The sequence below is a fragment of the Rhodococcus sp. 15-2388-1-1a genome (genome assembly GCF_002259145.1).
Classification (GTDB): domain Bacteria; phylum Actinomycetota; class Actinomycetes; order Mycobacteriales; family Mycobacteriaceae; genus Rhodococcoides.
On the sequence record NZ_NPFP01000006.1, the window covers coordinates 80,334 to 97,188 of the forward strand.

Annotated in this window: 18 protein-coding genes and 1 riboswitch; of the genes, 7 read left to right on the forward strand and 11 right to left on the reverse strand. The window is 63.0% G+C overall.

Annotated elements, in window-relative coordinates:
• Positions 1-45: 45 nt before the first annotated feature.
• Both CH302_RS04115 and CH302_RS04120 read left to right on the forward strand, forming a co-directional pair.
• Positions 46-423, forward strand: coding sequence for a hypothetical protein (locus CH302_RS04115; RefSeq protein WP_052047695.1), 378 nt, complete (start codon positions 46-48; stop codon positions 421-423).
• On the forward strand, positions 420-791 hold the full coding sequence (locus tag CH302_RS04120; protein WP_082323673.1) for a hypothetical protein: 372 nt from the start codon (positions 420-422) through the stop codon (positions 789-791). The genes CH302_RS04115 and CH302_RS04120 overlap by 4 nt, the downstream gene beginning before the upstream one ends.
• 53 nt (positions 792-844) lie before the next feature.
• Here CH302_RS04120 and CH302_RS04125 read toward each other — a convergent pair whose 3' ends face one another.
• Complete coding sequence (locus tag CH302_RS04125; protein ID WP_037190940.1) at positions 845-1,459, reverse strand: TetR/AcrR family transcriptional regulator; 615 nt, start codon at positions 1,457-1,459, stop codon at positions 845-847.
• Positions 1,460-1,582: 123 nt separating this feature from the next.
• Between CH302_RS04125 and CH302_RS04130 the strand changes: the two genes are divergently transcribed.
• Positions 1,583-2,773 (forward strand): MFS transporter, encoded by a 1,191-nt coding sequence (locus CH302_RS04130; protein WP_037190938.1) that lies wholly within the window; start codon positions 1,583-1,585, stop codon positions 2,771-2,773.
• Positions 2,774-2,903: 130 nt separating this feature from the next.
• Here CH302_RS04130 and CH302_RS04135 read toward each other — a convergent pair whose 3' ends face one another.
• A complete protein-coding gene (locus tag CH302_RS04135) occupies positions 2,904-4,649 on the reverse strand; it encodes a TerD family protein (RefSeq protein ID WP_037190936.1) in 1,746 nt (581 codons plus the stop codon).
• An 868-nt stretch (positions 4,650-5,517) separates the two neighbouring features.
• Between CH302_RS04135 and CH302_RS04150 the strand changes: the two genes are divergently transcribed.
• Complete coding sequence (locus CH302_RS04150) at positions 5,518-5,772, forward strand: helix-turn-helix domain-containing protein (RefSeq protein WP_037190932.1); 255 nt, start codon at positions 5,518-5,520, stop codon at positions 5,770-5,772.
• Positions 5,773-5,949: 177 nt separating this feature from the next.
• Here the strand turns inward: CH302_RS04150 and CH302_RS04155 are convergent, their stop codons facing one another.
• Genes CH302_RS04155 through CH302_RS30515 form a run of 3 tightly spaced genes read right to left on the reverse strand, consistent with a single transcriptional unit; the run spans position 5,950 to position 7,542 of the window.
• Positions 5,950-6,879, reverse strand: a complete 930-nt coding sequence (locus CH302_RS04155; protein ID WP_052047694.1) for a hypothetical protein — start codon at positions 6,877-6,879, stop codon at positions 5,950-5,952.
• 47 nt (positions 6,880-6,926) lie between these two features.
• Positions 6,927-7,373 (reverse strand): DUF6188 family protein, encoded by a 447-nt coding sequence (locus CH302_RS30835; protein ID WP_369679437.1) that lies wholly within the window; start codon positions 7,371-7,373, stop codon positions 6,927-6,929.
• 37 nt (positions 7,374-7,410) lie between these two features.
• The gene (locus tag CH302_RS30515; RefSeq protein ID WP_255137378.1) at positions 7,411-7,542 is read right to left on the reverse strand and encodes a hypothetical protein; all 132 of its coding nucleotides are present in this window, start codon (positions 7,540-7,542) and stop codon (positions 7,411-7,413) included.
• Positions 7,543-7,872: 330 nt separating this feature from the next.
• A riboswitch (SAM riboswitch) is annotated at positions 7,873-7,991 on the reverse strand.
• Positions 7,992-8,265: 274 nt separating this feature from the next.
• Here CH302_RS30515 and CH302_RS04170 point away from each other — a divergent pair.
• Both CH302_RS04170 and CH302_RS04175 read left to right on the forward strand, forming a co-directional pair.
• Entirely contained in the window at positions 8,266-9,087 is an 822-nt protein-coding gene (locus CH302_RS04170) for a hypothetical protein (RefSeq protein WP_141216597.1), read from the forward strand.
• Positions 9,084-9,461, forward strand: coding sequence for a DUF6941 family protein (locus CH302_RS04175; protein ID WP_037190927.1), 378 nt, complete (start codon positions 9,084-9,086; stop codon positions 9,459-9,461). Before CH302_RS04170 ends, CH302_RS04175 begins: the two co-directional genes overlap by 4 nt.
• A gap of 2 nt (positions 9,462-9,463) precedes the next feature.
• Here CH302_RS04175 and CH302_RS04180 read toward each other — a convergent pair whose 3' ends face one another.
• From CH302_RS04180 to CH302_RS04205, 6 genes are all read right to left on the reverse strand, one after another.
• Entirely contained in the window at positions 9,464-10,294 is an 831-nt protein-coding gene (locus tag CH302_RS04180) for an HpcH/HpaI aldolase/citrate lyase family protein (RefSeq protein WP_037190925.1), read from the reverse strand.
• Complete coding sequence (locus tag CH302_RS04185) at positions 10,291-11,454, reverse strand: acyl-CoA dehydrogenase family protein (RefSeq protein WP_037190923.1); 1,164 nt, start codon at positions 11,452-11,454, stop codon at positions 10,291-10,293. Before CH302_RS04185 ends, CH302_RS04180 begins: the two co-directional genes overlap by 4 nt.
• A 39-nt stretch (positions 11,455-11,493) precedes the next feature.
• Positions 11,494-12,864, reverse strand: coding sequence for an MmgE/PrpD family protein (locus tag CH302_RS04190; protein ID WP_052047692.1), 1,371 nt, complete (start codon positions 12,862-12,864; stop codon positions 11,494-11,496).
• Positions 12,861-14,078: a CaiB/BaiF CoA transferase family protein gene (locus CH302_RS04195; protein WP_037190920.1), complete on the reverse strand. Its 1,218-nt coding sequence runs from the start codon at positions 14,076-14,078 to the stop codon at positions 12,861-12,863. The genes CH302_RS04190 and CH302_RS04195 overlap by 4 nt, the downstream gene beginning before the upstream one ends.
• Positions 14,075-14,623, reverse strand: coding sequence for a MaoC family dehydratase (locus tag CH302_RS04200; RefSeq protein ID WP_037190918.1), 549 nt, complete (start codon positions 14,621-14,623; stop codon positions 14,075-14,077). The genes CH302_RS04195 and CH302_RS04200 overlap by 4 nt, the downstream gene beginning before the upstream one ends.
• 131 nt (positions 14,624-14,754) lie before the next feature.
• A complete protein-coding gene (locus CH302_RS04205) occupies positions 14,755-15,489 on the reverse strand; it encodes a FadR/GntR family transcriptional regulator (protein WP_037190916.1) in 735 nt (244 codons plus the stop codon).
• A 325-nt stretch (positions 15,490-15,814) separates the two neighbouring features.
• On the opposite strand from CH302_RS04205, the gene CH302_RS04210 reads away from it, so the two are divergent.
• On the forward strand, positions 15,815-16,831 hold the full coding sequence (locus CH302_RS04210) for an ABC transporter substrate-binding protein (protein WP_037190914.1): 1,017 nt from the start codon (positions 15,815-15,817) through the stop codon (positions 16,829-16,831).
• The last annotated feature ends 24 nt before the right edge of the window (positions 16,832-16,855 follow it).

The following is a 16,855-nucleotide window of genomic DNA, read 5'->3' on the forward strand; positions in this document are numbered from 1 at the left end:
ACCCCTAACGTCGTAACCGACAGCGACGACAGGGAGCCACCGACAGTGTTGATCAACCGTTGTGCAGCGGCACTTGCGGTGACCTCGGCCGTTCTCCACCTGAGGATGGGGATCGGCAGCGCGATCGGTGTTGTGGTCGCCGCCATGGCCGTGGTGTGCCTGCTGTGTGCTGCCGATCTGTGGCGGTCGACGAACAATCGCCCGTGGGTTGTCATGGCGGCGGCGAGCGCGGTGATGCTGCTTGCGCATGCATCCGGTCCGACGGGACATCATCAGGCCGTCGTGACCGACAGTGTCAGCGAGGTGTCGGCGGCCTCGATCGTCGCGGTCGTCGAACTCACGCTCGCCGCTGTCGTCGTCTTCCTTCGCACGCGCCGCGTTCCGCCAGAACTTCTCCACTACCCACTGCAGGAGCCACGATGACCGATACCTTTGCGCCCGTTGTAGTTCACCCCCTCGAACCGCTGACCCCGCAGGAGATTTCGAGGACGTCGGCGATAGTCGTTCGCGAGCGGAATCTGACCTCTACTGCACGCTTCGTCTACATCGAGCTGCTGGAGCCGACCAAAGCCGATCTGCAGCAATCGGATACGGACCGTCGAGCATTCGTCGTCCTGCGTGACCGTGACGCCCATGCCGCCGTCGAGGCTGAACGTGGTCAACAATTCATCGGCGCGACGCCCATTTCCGCACGATTGCCCGGTTCGATCGCGGCAACCTCGCAGGGCGGGCTGAATGGCCCAGTTGGATGCCGCCGGCCCTGCGTTCGTAACTGCCATGTCCCCTGTTGATCGATATTCTGCACATCTCGTCTGAATGGGAGCGATCGGGCGACGCGGGCGTATCAGCCTGCGATCGACTGCACCGGACCCAACGAGGCCAGTGTTCTTTCGGCAACGCGTTCGAGTTGACGCCGCGTTGCCCCGTCCCGGGCGCGCTGGGACATGCCCTGAATGATCACGCCGATGAATTCCGCGACGTCGACGGGCTCCCATGACGGAGGCAGGATGCCGTCGGCGATGTTCGCGGAAATGCGTTCCGCAAGCAGGGCGATGTTGGCATTGCGCATGTCCCGCAATCGATCTGCGATGCTTCGATTGGCGTCGGTGACACCGACGGCCGAGCTGATGATCAGACAGCCGCCCGGACAGGACTCGTCCGTGTAGTGCAAGGCCGCGTCGTACAGCAGCCTTGAGATCAGCTTGGCCGCGTCGGGCTCCTCGGCGAACGCACGCTCCATGAAGTCGCCTCGAGTAGCGAGATATCGCTCGATCGTGGCGAAGAACAGCCCTTCCTTGCCGCCGAATGCACTGTAGAGACTGGGCGGATTGATGCCCATCGCACTGGTGAGCATCGAGACCGAGGTGCCCTCGTATCCGTGTTCCCAGAAGGCGAACATCGCCTGATCCAGCGCTGAGTCGACATCGAACTTGCGGCCCTGTCCTCGTACGCCGGCCATCGGCCCTCCACATCTCGATCCGTTCTCGCAACTGTGATTCATCGTACTCCTGTAGCGATCATTAAACGAATCGCTTAGCCTTCGACTGAAGGTTCAGTTCTCAATGGAACGAAGGGGTAGAGAATGGTCACCAAGACACGCAACACATCGCACGCGGTCAACGCGAACGCCGCCATTGCCTGGATGCTGCTCGCAGTGTTCGGAGTGGGAACCGTCGAATACCTCGTCGCCGGAGTCCTTCAGGACATTTCCTCCGATGTCGGCGTCGGGAATTCGACTGCGGGCCTGCTGATCACGATCTATGCTGTCACGGTCGTCATCGGCGGTCCACTGCTCACCATCGCCACCACCCGAGTTCCCCGAACACCGCTCATCGGCGCAATGATGGCCTTGTTCATCGTCGGCAACATCGGAACCGCATTGGCCCCGAACTTCGCGACCCTGGTGATATTCCGCGTCATCACCGCGCTCCCCCACGCCACGTTCTTCGCGCTGTGCCTGGTGTTGGCAACGTCGTTGGTGGAGCCGGAGTTTCAGGGCCGAGTGATCGCGCGCGTGACGCTCGGCCTCAACCTCGCGACCGTCCTCGGCGTTCCGCTGGGGACGCTGATCGGCTCGCAACTCGGCTGGCGCTGGTCGTTCGCCATCGTCGCGCTCTTCCAACTGTTCGTCACCGCCGCTCTGATCGCCTCGACCCGACGCGCAGCACCGTCACATCAGACCGGCAGTGTCACTTCGGAACTGAGCGTCTTCACCCGAGGTCCGGTGTTGTGGGCGATCGGGCTCACTGCGCTGAGCCAGGCCGCGCTGTTCGTGGTGTTCACCTACATCGCGCCGTACCTCACCGATCACGCCGGCATCTCCGCGTCCACCGTCACCATCGTGCTGTTCATCTTCGGCGTCGGCTCCGTCGTCGGCAACCTGCTCGGCGGGCACTTCGCAGACAAGGCACTGGACACGACGCTCTACACAGCGTTGACGGCACTCGCCGGCGCACTCGCTGTCCTGTTCCTCTTCGGCGGCACAGCGTGGTTCGCCTTCGCGTGGATGTTCGTTCTCGGTGCGGCAGGCTTCTCGATCATCCCGCCACTGGCCTCGAAATTGATCGGCGCGGCCAGTGAAGCACCCCACCTCGCCGCCACCGTCAACATCGCTGGGTTCCAACTCGCGAACGCGGCGGGTGCCTGGATCGGATCGATAGCGTTGTCCGGTGGCAGCAGTGTGTCGGTTCTGCCTGCCATCGGAGCGGTTCTCGCCGCCGGTGCGGTGGTACTGCTGTTCGTCAGTCGTCGCGCGTCACGGGTGGCTGGATGACAACCTCGCAATCGACGCGCCGGTCTGTGGTCCGGACACGTCACCGACTGTGGGTCGGCAAGTCCGGAAGATTCTGGGTGCCTTCACGCTCATGCCAGCCAAGTCACCAGTGACAGGATCCTGTTCTTGGCTACTCGTCGACTTCCACGCCGTACCTCACGGCCAGTTCAGCCAATCCGTCGTCATAACCTTGGCCGATGGGTCGAAAGCGCCATCCACTCCCTCGCCGGTAGATCTCGGCCAACAGCATCGACTGTTCGGTCGTGGCTGCGTCGAGCACGGCTGTGGCGACCGTCGAATCGACTCCATCGAGCGATACCGAGACTGCACCGACGTCGCCGAACGTCTTGTCGCCGTCTATGGCTGCGGCGATGACGATGCGCGCGCATTCCTCGGGAACGAGTGCCAGATCGATCCGGACACCCTGCTCACTGTCACCGTCGATCGACATCGAGACGGCACCGTCCGAGGTGGCCGGAGCGTTGTAGAACACGAAATCCTCGTCACTGGAGACCAACTCGTCGTCGTTTACCAGGAATGCGACGACGTCGACGCCTACCCGCTCGGACTTGTCGGCCCGCCACGAACTGTTCAAAGTCAGCATGGTGAGGCTTGGATCCAGATCGACGACACCACCACGTGGCACCAGCGGGGCGATTCGGGACCGCCGCGCTGGAAGCGGAGCAGGCACCTCGATCTTCAGCTCACGGTCTATCGCCGCCGGCGTCAGCAACGTGAGATCCCGTTCTTTCACTTTCGGCATCCGGGGATCTCCATCGCCGCCGTCCAGAATCAGGATGTCGGTCACGCCAGCGCTGAGATTCACAGCCGGTGTCGCACCGAGTTGGATCAGGCGGGAACGCATCAGCACAGAATCGGCATGCGAACCACCCATGACCAAGACTCTTCTTGTCTGCCAGGGCTTGGCGACTGGATCGGGCTGCTGCACGGTTGGCTGCGGCTGGCCCTGCGGCCGAGTACCTTTGGGCGTTCCTGGTCGCACATCCCGTAGCAGGTCGAGCAGTTCGGACTCCGAGATTATCCGAAGTCCATGGGCCCGAGCTCGCTCGACCTTTCTGCTTTCGGTCGTGGGATCCGAGCACACCACCACACTGGTGAATCGGCTGACGGAGTTCATCACGTCCAAGCCCGCTTCGGTGACCTGAGCGGCCAGACGCAACCGCGGAATGCGCGTGTCGCCGCTGATCACGACTCGCATGCCCTGAATCAGCCCGCCGTCCCCAGCAAGAGAACCGGGGTTCTCCCACGTGCAATGTGTGCGAGGCACAGTGTCCGGATACAGCGTCAGTCGCTCGGTGCACGTGACGACGGGAAGGGGAAGTTCGAGCGACCTGGCCAATCGAGCACTGTGAGTGAAAACCTGCGCCAGCACGCGGGCATCGTCGTAGGCGTCGTGCGCATTGGACTGCAGCACTTTCCAGTGCGCGGCCAAAGTGGATAGCTTGTGGTTGGGAGTGTCGAGTTGTAGTCGCCTCGACAATGCCACGGTGCACAACCGTTGCCTCGTCGGCATGTCGATGCCCGCACGCATCGATTCGAGCTTCAGGAAGCCGTGGTCGAAACTTGCGTTGTGCGCGACCAAAGTTCGACCGTCGAGCAGATCCATGAGCTGCGGGGCGATCATGTCGAACGTCGGTGCACCGGCAAGCCGTTCGGGTGTCAGTTTGTGGATGTGCACCGGACCGGGATCGCAGCCCGGGTTGACCAGTGTCGACAGTTCGCGTCCGACGCGTCCGTCCTCGTCGACCGTCATAGCGGCCACGCTGAGCACCCGATCACGGGATGCCTTCAAACCCGAGGTCTCGACATCGACGACGACCCACTCGTCGCGTCCGGTCTTGACTGCATTCCCCACGGAGGTTCCACCTTCGACGCCAACGGACAGTGGTGGTCACTATGCCGCACGGCTCATTGGCAATACGGCGAATGCCGAATACGGGTCGTTCTATTCGCACTGTGGACCAGTGATATAGCCCTGCTCGCAGCCGTACTGGGTTTGGATATCCCCGCTGGTCGGTTCTTCTCCGCACAACACTCCGCACCGCTCGTAGCCATTCACGACGCCATCGCCGTTTCGATCCTCGGATTCGTTGTACGGATACCCTGCATCGGGTACCGGCGCGGTCGCCGCGCATCTCGGGTCGTTCACCACGTACGACCCATCGGTGAAGACCGCGGTGCCGCCGTAATCGCAGTATCTCAATTCAGGCGGTGCCGGCGGGACATATGTATCGCACTCGGCTTCGTACCCTGTCGTGCCGTCTGAGTACAGGGCGGTGCCTGACTGATACAGATCCAAGTCACCGCACTCGTAGGTGATGGGTTGGGGCTGAGGAACAGGCGGCGGCTCAGGTGCCGCCGTCACTTCCACGTTGGAGGTGGGCGACGCCGACACCGTAACGCTCGAACTGCTCGTCACAGGAACAGCTTCGCTCGGTGTCTCGTTGGGGCTGCTCGAGCAGCCGACGCAGACCAGCGCCACTGCGGTGATTGCAATGAAGGTTCTCGTGGACATGCCAACTCCGAGCTGGTCGAGACTGCATGGACCCGTCCCCGGTACAGGCAATGTCGATTCAGTATCGCAATGAACTGAACACCGACACAGGCGATTCGACATTCGGATATGCCGTTATGCCTTCGTTCACGGGCATAACAAGGCTCAGTCCTATAAAAGAGGGGCGTATTGTCGCCTATGCATGTAGTCGCAAGCATAAGGAGCGAATATGGCCCATCCGCGACGACGAGTTCGGAGATATCCGAGTGAGGTGGCGGCCGCCTTCGTCGCACGTCGGCTTCAGTTACGCCTCACTCAAGCAGAGTTGGCATTGCTCGCCGACGTGGGTCGGTCGACGATCCAAGCTCTCGAAGGCGGCAAAGACTCGATCCAACTCGATGGTGCGATCGCCATCGCGAATGCGCTGGGCTGCGACCTCACTCTGCGGACTCGGGTCGGAACACCTGTGCCGCAACTGGATTAGCGTTGACAACGCCACAATGACGGCGTCTGACCGGCCAGGCGGACTGCAACCCGCGGGGCCGTAGAGCTCAGCCATGGATCCCGAATCGGTTCTCGGCACAAGGGTTCCGATCATCTCATACGCAACGATTTCCGGATCCTGCGTACCCGAACTCGTGAATGACCTCGGACAGTTCGGTCATGCGCGCTGTTCACCGAAGCTCGTCAGTCTCTTTGCTGCTGCATCGGTTCCAAGTTCGACTCGGACCTCCGAGTTGTCGATGTAGAAGCGAATCCACTGTTCCAGCGCCACCGGGTGGACATCGAAGCGTCTGCAGTCGAGTTCGATGTACTTACCTTTCGGCATAATTTCGATTCGCCAGAGCAAGGTTGTGAAGCGCCGGTTCATCTTCGCCATTTCGTCGACCCTCACCAGAACCAACGGGTACGACTCCACGACCACAGCGGTGTCTCTTACGTCCACCCACGGTACCTGGACGTCGAATGCCCAGCCGCGGTGGCGAATACCGTCATCCGAGAGCTCGAGGTAGCCGTTGCGAATACTGCGCAACAGGATTGGAATCAGGAACGAGGCCATGGACAATCCCATCGCAGCAAGAACCCATCCCACCCCACCCGAGGTGAAACCCATCGCGATCACGCAGATCGACAGAGAGCTGAACATCACGACGAGCAACCTCAAGCCCAGCGGGTTGTAGCGCACAGTCGAGCCCTGCACCCAACGGCGGACGTCAGAGCCTGTCTTGATCGACGGGACGTTGGTCCACGCGAAAGCCATTGTGCTGATGCAGAACACAGCAAATCCGAATGTCGACAGCGCAGAGGCGATCATTCCCTCCACGACACTCACCACGCACAAGTACAGAGCAATCAGCGCCGCAACCCCGAAGATCGCGCTTCGAGCGATAATCGACCCCGGCGATGCCACCCAGCGCCGCAATTCACTGGGTCGCATGTCAGAAAATCGCATCCCACGCCCCTGTCGCCAGTTCTCCGATTGCCGACCCAGTGTCGGCAACTGCCGCAGCACCATCACCGATGGCGTTGCCGACGCGGCACGATCGCCGCCCCGCAGCATCAGACGCAGCAGGGATCGCGCCGGTTCCATAGTCTTGGGCTGTTTTCTGGTCCAGAAGCACTCGCCAGATATTTGTTTCAGTCCCACACCGTAAGCCCGCCGCCCGCCACACTGACTGCCTTGAAGCCCTCGGGCGCTGCAACGGTCCACGCTTCGAAATCAGGGTCGAAGGGAACTACCAAGCTTGCACGGTCGGCGAACTCCATTAGCAAGCCACCATCATCGGATGCACACGCGTACGCGACCAGTCTGCCGATAAGACGCTGGACAGTGCTGTCTTCGGATAGCAGCGTGTGCGGCAGACCTCGGAACACCACGGTCCCAGGCTCAGTGACTCGAAAATTCGACTCGATGCGAATTTCGCAATCACGATCTGTACGCAACGTGAGGGAGAACCCGCATTCCATAGACACAATCGTGTGCCGTACGAGAGGAAGCTCCACACGCGTCCACCCTTCCGGAATCGGTCGACAGTCATTGCCGCTCCTGACTGTCAGACGCAGCAGCGATCTCCGCGGTTCCACTGACAAGCCGACCCCGTCGAGGGCCTGGTGGATGGCGTCAGCGAGACAGCGTCTGCAAGGTCGCCTCGCCCGCGCGGTACCCCGCCTCGAACAGCCATGGCCATTCGGAGAAGTCCTCGGGATCGACGACCACCGTCTCGACACCACCGTTCCCACGCCGCTTGGGCATGTTCTCGGGATGGGATGGGATGGGAATCGATCCTTCAGGTACGCGGGTTCGAGACTCTGCCGAAAGATCAGCCACGTCCGAGGCGTGAAGCCCACTGCTTCAGCACGTTTCGCGAGGTCGATCCAGGCTTCGGCATTTGCGTACCCGCCTTCGAGTACCAACCTCCGAGTCTCGAGCATCGGAAACACGCCGTACCAGATCGGCGGGTAACTCAGGAGCGTCTGGCACCAGGTACAACGGCGATCGCGCGGAATGGGTTCCCACTTCGCCTGTGCTGCTTCGAGTTCGTCACTACCGGACATTGTTCACCTCATTCTGGAGGTGCAACCCTCCATCGACTTGCGCGCCTGCGATTGCGGGACGCGCCGGTTCTTCCCCTGGGGCACCCTGTCGATGGAGACGGGGTTGCCGGACAGCCGGCCAGGTACCGACAACTGCCACTCATGAACCTCTCCCGACCATAGCCGAGAGGTACGACACGCACCATCGGGCAAAAGCGGCAGCCACTGCACGCACCCCGTGCACCGAGGTCGCGCACTGGATTGTCATGACCGCTCCGGTGCAGGCCTCGGGCCGAGCTCCCGGAGGACGTCGAGGGCTGCGGTATCGCGCTCGTCGTATCCATCGTTGCCGTCCGTCGCGGCCAGCATGAACGTGTCCAGAAGACCACCTGCGGTTCGGCTCGTTCCGTCGAAGGGCCCACATTTTTCCTATGCTGTGTTCGTGCCCTCCGACCGAACAGACAGCAACCTCGCTCGCGTGATTCCACTGTTCGGGCACCGGGGATCCCGTACCACCAACACGGAATTCGTCGACGACATCGAGCCGGCAGTCGAGTCCCCGGTCGAACGACTTACGCCCCACGATATCGAGCTCACACCACCGACCGCCGAGGACGAATTCGCAGCGCTGACCGCATCGAAGCCGATAGCGCAGCTTCGTTCGCTCCTCGAGTGGCTCGGTACGTCACGACCGATCACCGGCACAGGTGTTCCGCGGCCCGGGTCGGTCAGCGAGCTGGCGAAGGCCGTCGGGGTGGATCTGGATGCGCGTGCGCGGAATTCACGATCCATGCGCGACATCCGCAACTTGATGACATTGTGGGATGCGGCGACGGCGGCCGGATTGATCGAGTTGACATCCACCACGGCGATACGCGGCCCCTGGGCCGACGAGTTCGCCCACTCACTGCCCGGCTCGCTGGCCGCCCACCGGACGGCTCTCTCGCACGTCATCCGCCGGTACTTTCTCAGCGAGGACCCGCTCCGCCAGTCGCAAGCCCCCGATGTCGTTGCCGGACAGATAGTTCTCGCCGCGATGACGGGCACTCCGCGGAAGCGGCTCCCGGAAGTCGGTTCGGCCCACTCCGGGGATCTGTACGAACACATCATTGCGTTGATGCTCCGCGGCCTACTGGACCAATTCATCGCCGACGGGTGGCTGGTCTGCGACGGGACATACGAGGTGCCGGCACCCTTGCGCTCGACCGTCCTGGATGCCATGAAGTCACTCCGATACTACGAAACAGATGACCTCAACCGATGATCATCACCGGATTGTTCTTCGCCGAGTATGCGCGAGCCTCCAACGACATGCTCGACATCCTCGGCGGCGTCTGGGATACCTGCGCGGTTCCACGCCAGACCCGCATGCTCGAATGCCGGCTGGTCGCACTGTTGCAGACGGGCCCCGATGACATCGGTAAGGACTTTCCCGCGACTCTCGAAGTGCTCGACGCGAACGGCGAACACATCGTGAATCAGCGTGGCCTGCAGATCCCCGGTGCCGGCTTCACCGGCGAGAATCGATTCTGGTTCCTGCCGATGCAGATGGTGTTCCGCGACGAAGGACGGCACAACTTCATCCTCAGCGCCGGTGGGGCCACAGCAAGCGTCGGGCTTCGCATTGCCTTCGGCTGACCTCAGGTGCTGACCGACTCCCGCGCGGCACGTTCCACCACTCGACGCGCGGTTCGAGCCACAGCCTCGTCGATCAGGAATCCCTTGCTGTCGACTGCCACGCCCGAGGTAGCCCGTTCCAAGTCGGCCAGCAACTCCTTGGCCTCGCGCACCTCCCCTGCTGAAGGCACGAAAACCGATCGCACAGAGGCGAGTTGAGCCGGATGAATACACGCACGCCCGACAAAACCGAGACCGGCCAGCGTTCGAGTGTCGGCCTCGAAGGCCTCGGCATCTCGGAAGTTTCGCGACACCGCTGCAGGCGGTGGATCTATTCCGGCCGCCACGCTTGCTGCGACCACCTGGGCGCGCACGAACGACAGCGACTCCGCGGAGCCGTCGACGCCCAGATCGGCGGCCAGGTCCACCTCACCGATCTGAAGAAACTTGACCCGAGGGGCACGGGCGATCTCGAGAGCGGCGAACACTCCGGCGGCCGTCTCGATGAGGGGCGAGACCACCGCGCTACTGCCACCCAGAAGAGCGTCGGCCTGCTCTATCTCGCGAGCAGAGGACACCTTCGGCAGCCAGATGCCGGTCAGGTTCGGATGCAACACTGCACGAATATCGTCCTCCTGCAACGGCCCTGGGTTCACCCGCACCCAGATCTGCACGTCACCCGGTTCGCAGGAAGCAACCCACGCGACAACCGTCGCACGGGCATGGTCCTTGTTCGCCGCGGTGACGGCGTCTTCGAGATCCAACACCACCGCGTCGGTACCCGATGCCAGTGCCTTGTCGAAGCGCTCCGGCACGTCCCCTGGAACGTAGAGGTACGTCAGAGCCGACTTCATCCGATCACTCCCGTACCCGCGACGAGGGACTTCGCGATGACGGTGCGCATGATGTCGTTGGTGCCCTCACCGATAGCCATCAACGGGGCGTCCCGGTAGAGGCGTTCGACGACGAACTCGGTGGAGTAGCCGTAGCCACCGTGAATACGCATGGCTTCGAGGCTGGCTGTGATGGCGGCTTCGGAGGCGAAGTACTTCGCCATGCCCGCTTCCATGTCCACGCGCTTGCCCGAATCCGCCTGCGATGCAGCCCAGTACGTCATCAGCCGCGCAGCCTGGAGCTGGGTCGCGATGTCTGCGATCTTGAGCTGGATGGCCTGGAACTCGGCGATGGGCTGACCGAATGCGGTGCGCTGCTTCGCGTATTCGAGGGCAGCGTCGTAGGCAGCCTGCGCGATGCCGACGCTGCGTCCGGCGATGTTGAGGCGACCGATCTCGAGGCCCGACAGCGCCTGCTGCAGACCACGACCCTCCACACCACCGAGCAGAGCGTCGACGGGGACGCGCACGTCGGTGAACGTGATCTCACACGACTCGGTGCCCTTGTATCCGAGCTTGCCCATGTCGCGCTGCACCTCGAAACCGTCGGTCGTGGTGTCGATCAACAGCAGCGACATGCCCTTGTGCGCCGGCGTGGTCGAGGTGTCGGTCTTGACCAGTACCGGGAGCACATTCGCATGCCGAGCGTTGGTGATCCACGTCTTCGCACCGTTGACGACGTAGTGGTCGCCGTCGCGCTTGGCGGTGGTCTTGATGCCCTGCAGGTCGGTTCCGGCACCGGGCTCGGTCAGGCCGACTCCCGTACGCCATTCACCGGACCCGAGCTTGGGCAGCAGAGTCTTCTTCTGCTCCTCGGTGCCGTGCTTGCCGATCATCCAGCACGAGAGGTTGTGGCTGCCGAGAATTCCGGCAACGCCCATCCATCCGCGGGCGAGCTCCTCGTAGACGAGGGTGAACGAGACCTTGTCGAGGTCGAGTCCGCCGTACTCCTCCGGCGTCGTGATCCCGAACAGGCCCATGGCCTTCATGTGTTCGACGATCTCGGTGGGGTACCGGCCCGTCTTCTCCCACTCGTTCGCGACCGGGATGATTTCCTTGTCGACGAAGGTGCGCAACGCTTTACGGAAGGCCATCTGCTGCTCGTCGTACGTGAAGTCCATGATGATGTCCTGTCGATTGGGGTGTCGTCGATCGAAGTGTCAGGGTGCCGGCGCGATGGCTGCGGCGAGATCGAGAATGGCGGTCAGGTCGGTTTCGTCGACCAGTCCGAGGATGCGGTCGGCGAGCTCGGCGGCACGAGAATCGTTGCCGCAGTTGCCGAGAAACTTCTCCAGCAGACGGTCGTCGCTCAAGGGGAATCCGGCGGATCCTTGACTGCCGCCGACGGAGGCGTCGAGCACTCGACCGTCGGTGAGGGTGAGAACCGCCCTGCCCGACGCGGCCGCCGCGGGAACCTCGGACGGCAGGTTCGTCACCCGTACCTTGCGGGCGGTGACGAGGAGGTCGTCGCGTGCAATGGATTCGTCGGTGTAGGTCGAGACGGTGATCGATCCGTCGTGCAGCAGAGCGGCCACACTCCACGGCAGATCGAACTTGCCGTCGTAAGTGCTGCGCGGTGACGCGACCCCGGTGTTCGGTCCGCAGACGAACGGGCTCGAATCGGGGTGAACGAACACCTCGATGTCGGCCACGTCGCGCGCTTGAACCGCAGTGTCCCCGAGCGCCTTCGACACGGCGTCGAGCGTGACATGCATGAGCTGGCAACTCGGGTACGGCTTGATGCCGATCCGGGTGGCTTCCCACCGCGTCCCGAGTCCCTCGGTCAGTGCCGCGAAGTTCGTCGGCCGATCGGTCAGCGCAGCGTAGATGCCGCGTCGACCTTCGAGAACTGACGATGGTCCGGTGGCACCGGCGGCGGCGAGTCGAGCGGCCAGGACACCGTTCATGCTCGCCGATCCGGGATGCAGTGCCTTGGTGTCGGCGTCGGTATCGAGGAACTCGAGCAGTCCCGAACTCGACGACCCGGCGATCCCCAGAGCGTTGACCAACGTCTCGGTGTCGAACTTTGAGAGGTACCCGGCGACGAGTGCGGCCGTCAACGGTCCCACCGCTGCGGTGGCATGCACGCCCCGAGCATGGAATCCGTGGGGACTGACTTCACCGAGACGACATGCGGTTTCGAGACCGAGGGCTGCCGCCGTCAACACATCGGAACCCGAGGCGTGCACCTGCTGCCCGACGGCGAATGCCGCGGGAAGGGATACGGCCGTCGCGTGTACCAGTGCGCCCGCATGTGTGTCGTCGAAATCCAGAGAGTGCAGCATTACTCCGGTCGCGAAGGCGGCCGCCGGTGCGGACAGGCCGCGGGTGCCGGTGAGAGGCCGCGCCTCCGGTGGGCCGCCGAGAGCGTCGGCTACCGTCCAGCCCGGCCGGCCGTAGCCGAGGCGTTGGGCCGCAACGGTATTGCCGACGCCATCGAGCAAGTGTCGCGCCGCCGAATGTCGGACTTTCTCGGGCAGGTCGGCGACGGTGACACCCGACGCCCACTGCGCCAGAACCGTCGAACTCACGCCCGGACCTCGTCCTTGGCCGTTCCGAATGCACCTTCGGCCTTGAGCTTCGCGACGCGTTCGTCGTCGTAGCCCAGCTGCTCGCGCACGATGTCGTCGAAGTGCTCGTTGCGCTGCGGCGCGCGGCGGTACTGCTTGGCCTCGGAACCGAAGTTCACCGGGGACGCGACCTGACGCACCGTGTTGTACACCGGGTGCTCCGTCTCGACAACGAGATTGCGGGCGATCGTGTGGGGTTCGGTCAGGGCGTGCTCAACGTCGTTGATCGGTCCGGTCGGCACCCCGGCAGGTCCGAGCTTCGAGAGCCAGTGCTCGACAGTGTTGGTGGCGAACACCTCTTCCAGGATCGGCAGCAGCACGTCCTGATGCTTGCCGCGCAGCGAGAAGTTGCTGAACCGCGGATCGGCACCGAGGTCGGGGCGGTCGATGGCGACGACGAGTCGGTCCCAGAACTTCTCCTTCGCGCAGCCGACGATGAGCCAGCCGTCCGTTGCCTCGAAGGCCTGGAACGGAACCAGGGACGGGTGGGCCGAGTTCTTCGTCCGGATCGGCTCGAAGCCGGCATTGAGATGCCACGTCGCGGGATACGTGAGCAGAGACATCGCCGTGTCGTACAGCGAGACGTCGCAGTCACCCCCGATGCCGTCGCGTCGGGCAGCGTGCAATCCCGACAGCAGCGAAATGGCGGCGACGAATCCACCGGAGTAATCGACCAGCGACAGACCGGATTTGGTGGGCGGGCCATCCGGGTCGCCGGTGACGCTCATCCATCCGGCGAGTCCCTGCAGAATGTAGTCGTAGCCAGGCTCTTTCGCGCGCGGGCCGGTCATGCCGAACCCGGTGAGGCTGCAGCACACGATCGCGGGATTGAGGTGCTTGAGCTGGTCGTAGGTGATGCCGATCTTGGCCGGCACGTCGCCGCGGAGGTTGGAGTAGACGGCGTCGCTGGTGCGGACGAGGTCCTCGAACACCGCTCGCCCACTCGGTGTCGAAAGATCCAGTGAGAGACTGCGCTTGTTGCGATTGAAGCTCTCGAAGAACAGCGAGTCCTCGCCCTCGTTGTAGGGCGGAACATAGCGACCGACATCGCCGCCGACGCTGGGGTCCTCGATCTTGATGACATCCGCGCCGAGATCGGCCAGATGCAAGCTACCGAACGGGCCTGCTCCGTACTGCTCGAGGGAGATGATGCGGACGTCTTCGAGTGGCCTCATGCGTCGGAATCCTTAGTCTGGGGAAGTTCGAGCGGTCCGTTTTTCGCTTCGGGGAAGTACTTCTGCCCGATGCCACTGTCGCGGGTGGCGACCATGACCGAGCGCTTCCACGAAATGACCTCGACGCCATCCTGATTGAGGCCGCGGGTGATCATCGAGACGATGCCGGCGTAGGGGCGTGACTCGGATTTGCGCAGTCCGGTGCAGATGCTTTCGGCGTACAGGGTGTCGCCTGCGTACACCGGGTGGGACATCTTGATGTCGGTGAAGGCGAGGTTCGAGATCGCGTTCTGACTCATGTCGATCACCGAAAGTCCCAGCACCACAGAGACTGTGAAGCCGGAGTTGACGATGACCTTCCCATCGGTGATGGGGTTCTGCGATGCCAGGTGCGCGTTGAAGTGGTTCTGGTTGGTGTTGAGCGACAGCAGCGTGATCCACGTGTTGTCGGTCTCCGAGATCGTCCGCCCGAAGGGATGTTGGTAGACGTCCCCCACGGCGTAGTCGTCGAAGAAGCGCCCCAGAACGGCCGGATGGATTGCCACCGTGTCTCCTCGTGTCGGTTTGGCGAGTGCCTTACCTAGACCATAAACATCAGATGTTTACGGCGTCAAGGGTTCGGCGAAACCGATAATCGACGGGCTTCAGGCAGATCGGCCCGATAAAGAGCAGATGTTTACGGGCTGCGGAGTCGATCCATCTGTCGGTACGAGTCGCCGAGGTGGTCGAGATGCTTGCGCATCAGATCCATTGCGGCCATCGAATCACCGGCGGCCACCACATCGAGCAATCCGCGGTGGTCACTGTCGACGCATTGCCAGAAGCCCTCGGGCGCGTGGTCGCGACCGAATCGGCCGGACAGGACGCGGAAGACGGGAGCGGTGATGAGCTCGAGCAGCGGGTTATGGGCGGCACGGAGCAAGACGAGGTGGAATTCCTGGTTCTTGGCGAAGGTTTCGGGGCCCTGCACGTCGTTGGGGTCGAAGATCGACGCGTTGAGCTGTTCGAGATGCTCGTCGGTGCGGCGGAATGCAGCGATACCGGCGGCCGGCACCTCCATCAGATTGCGGACTTCCATCAACTGGTCGACGGTGACGGTCTCCGCGGCCGCCATCAGGGCGACACCGGTTTCCAGGTGCTCGCTGATGTGTCCGACGCTGGGGACGGCAACGAAGCTTCCCCCGGTGACTCCCCGGGTCGTCTCGATCAGGTTCTGGCTGGCCAGGGAACGGAGCGCTTCACGAATGGTGCTGCGCCCGACGCCGAATTCGGCAGTCAGCTCGGCCTCGCCGGGTAGCCGCTCCCCCGGCTGCAGCTCACCGGACAGAATGCGCGTACGCAGATGCCCCGCGAGAACCGCATACGCGGGGACGCTCTTGGCCGAGCCCTTGAGCGATGCCGGTTCGGCCACTTCTCCCCCTACCTCTCGACGACGGCTGACGATCGGCTCGAGCCTAGCCTGGCCGAACCACGGTCATGCATCGATCGCGTGTGCGGTGCCGGTTGACTCGATTTCAGCTCCATACATCTGATGTTTGCGGGCGAAACTGTCCGAATCGACGCATCAAGACGCGAATACACGCCCCTTGACGGTCTATATATCTTATGTTTAGGTAGATCGCAGCTGTTACTTAGGTCTCACCACGCCTCACACTGTGGCAGCCGACATTCCAGACCTCGGCGATACGCGGACTACATCCATTCCGTGCGACGCCGATCATCCAGCGAGGACGCAGATGCACTTACGCCGAGCCACGTCCATCATGGCAGCACTGACGCTGTCCACTGCTTTGGTGGCCTGTGGATCCGATCCCGGTCCCGACGCGGATCCGGCCAACCCGGTCACGATCGACGTCACCGTCTCGGCAGCGGCCGAAATCTACAGCATCCCTTGGCTTGTCGCGCAAAAGCAGGGACTGTTCGAGAAGCACGGTGTGATCGTGGAGAACATCGTGCCGGGTAAGGGCGGAAGCGCGACCATGCGCACGCTGCTCGACGGCAACATCCCCATCGGTGAAGTCAGCTACCCGTCGATCGTGCAGGCGGACGCGGCCGGCTCCGAACTCCGCATCGTCGGCGGCGGCACCCAGGGGCCGTACCCGATGAACTTCTACGCGCTCGCCTCGAACCCCGACATCAATTCGATCGAGGACGTCCGCCGATGGGCCTACACCCGGCCGAACTCGGCCTCCGATGCCCTCACCCGACTCATTCCCTCTCTCGCGGGCGTCGACGCCGGCCAGATCGAGCGGGTTGCCTCCGGCGGAATCGGTGAAGGCTTCGCACTACTCGAAGCCGGCAACGTCGATATCGCCCTCGTCCCCTCCATCGTCGCTGAACAGCGACCGGAGGACTTCAAGCTGATCGTCAGCAGCCCCGATTACATGTCACGGTTCCTGCAGTCGACGATCACCACGACCAAGGACTACGCCGCGAGCAACCCCGGCGTCGTACGAGCCATCAACGCCGGCTACACCGAGGCGGTCGCGTCGATCGAGGCCGATCCCGTGGCCGCCGCCGAGATCTACGCGGCGTACACGGGATTCGACGTCGAGTCGGCCACCGCAGTGGTCGAACGCGCGTCCTCGGTCGGCACGTGGGGCGGCGGCTTCGACACAGCATCCGTCGAATCCGCCCAGGACGGCGTGGAAGCGTCGGGGAGCGATCGCGTACCCAATTTCTGCACTCTGTTCGACCCGGAGTTCCTCGCCGAAGGAGTCGAAAACGATGTCCCCGGCGACTGCGACTCCTGACAGCAATTTCCCACCACCAGAAGG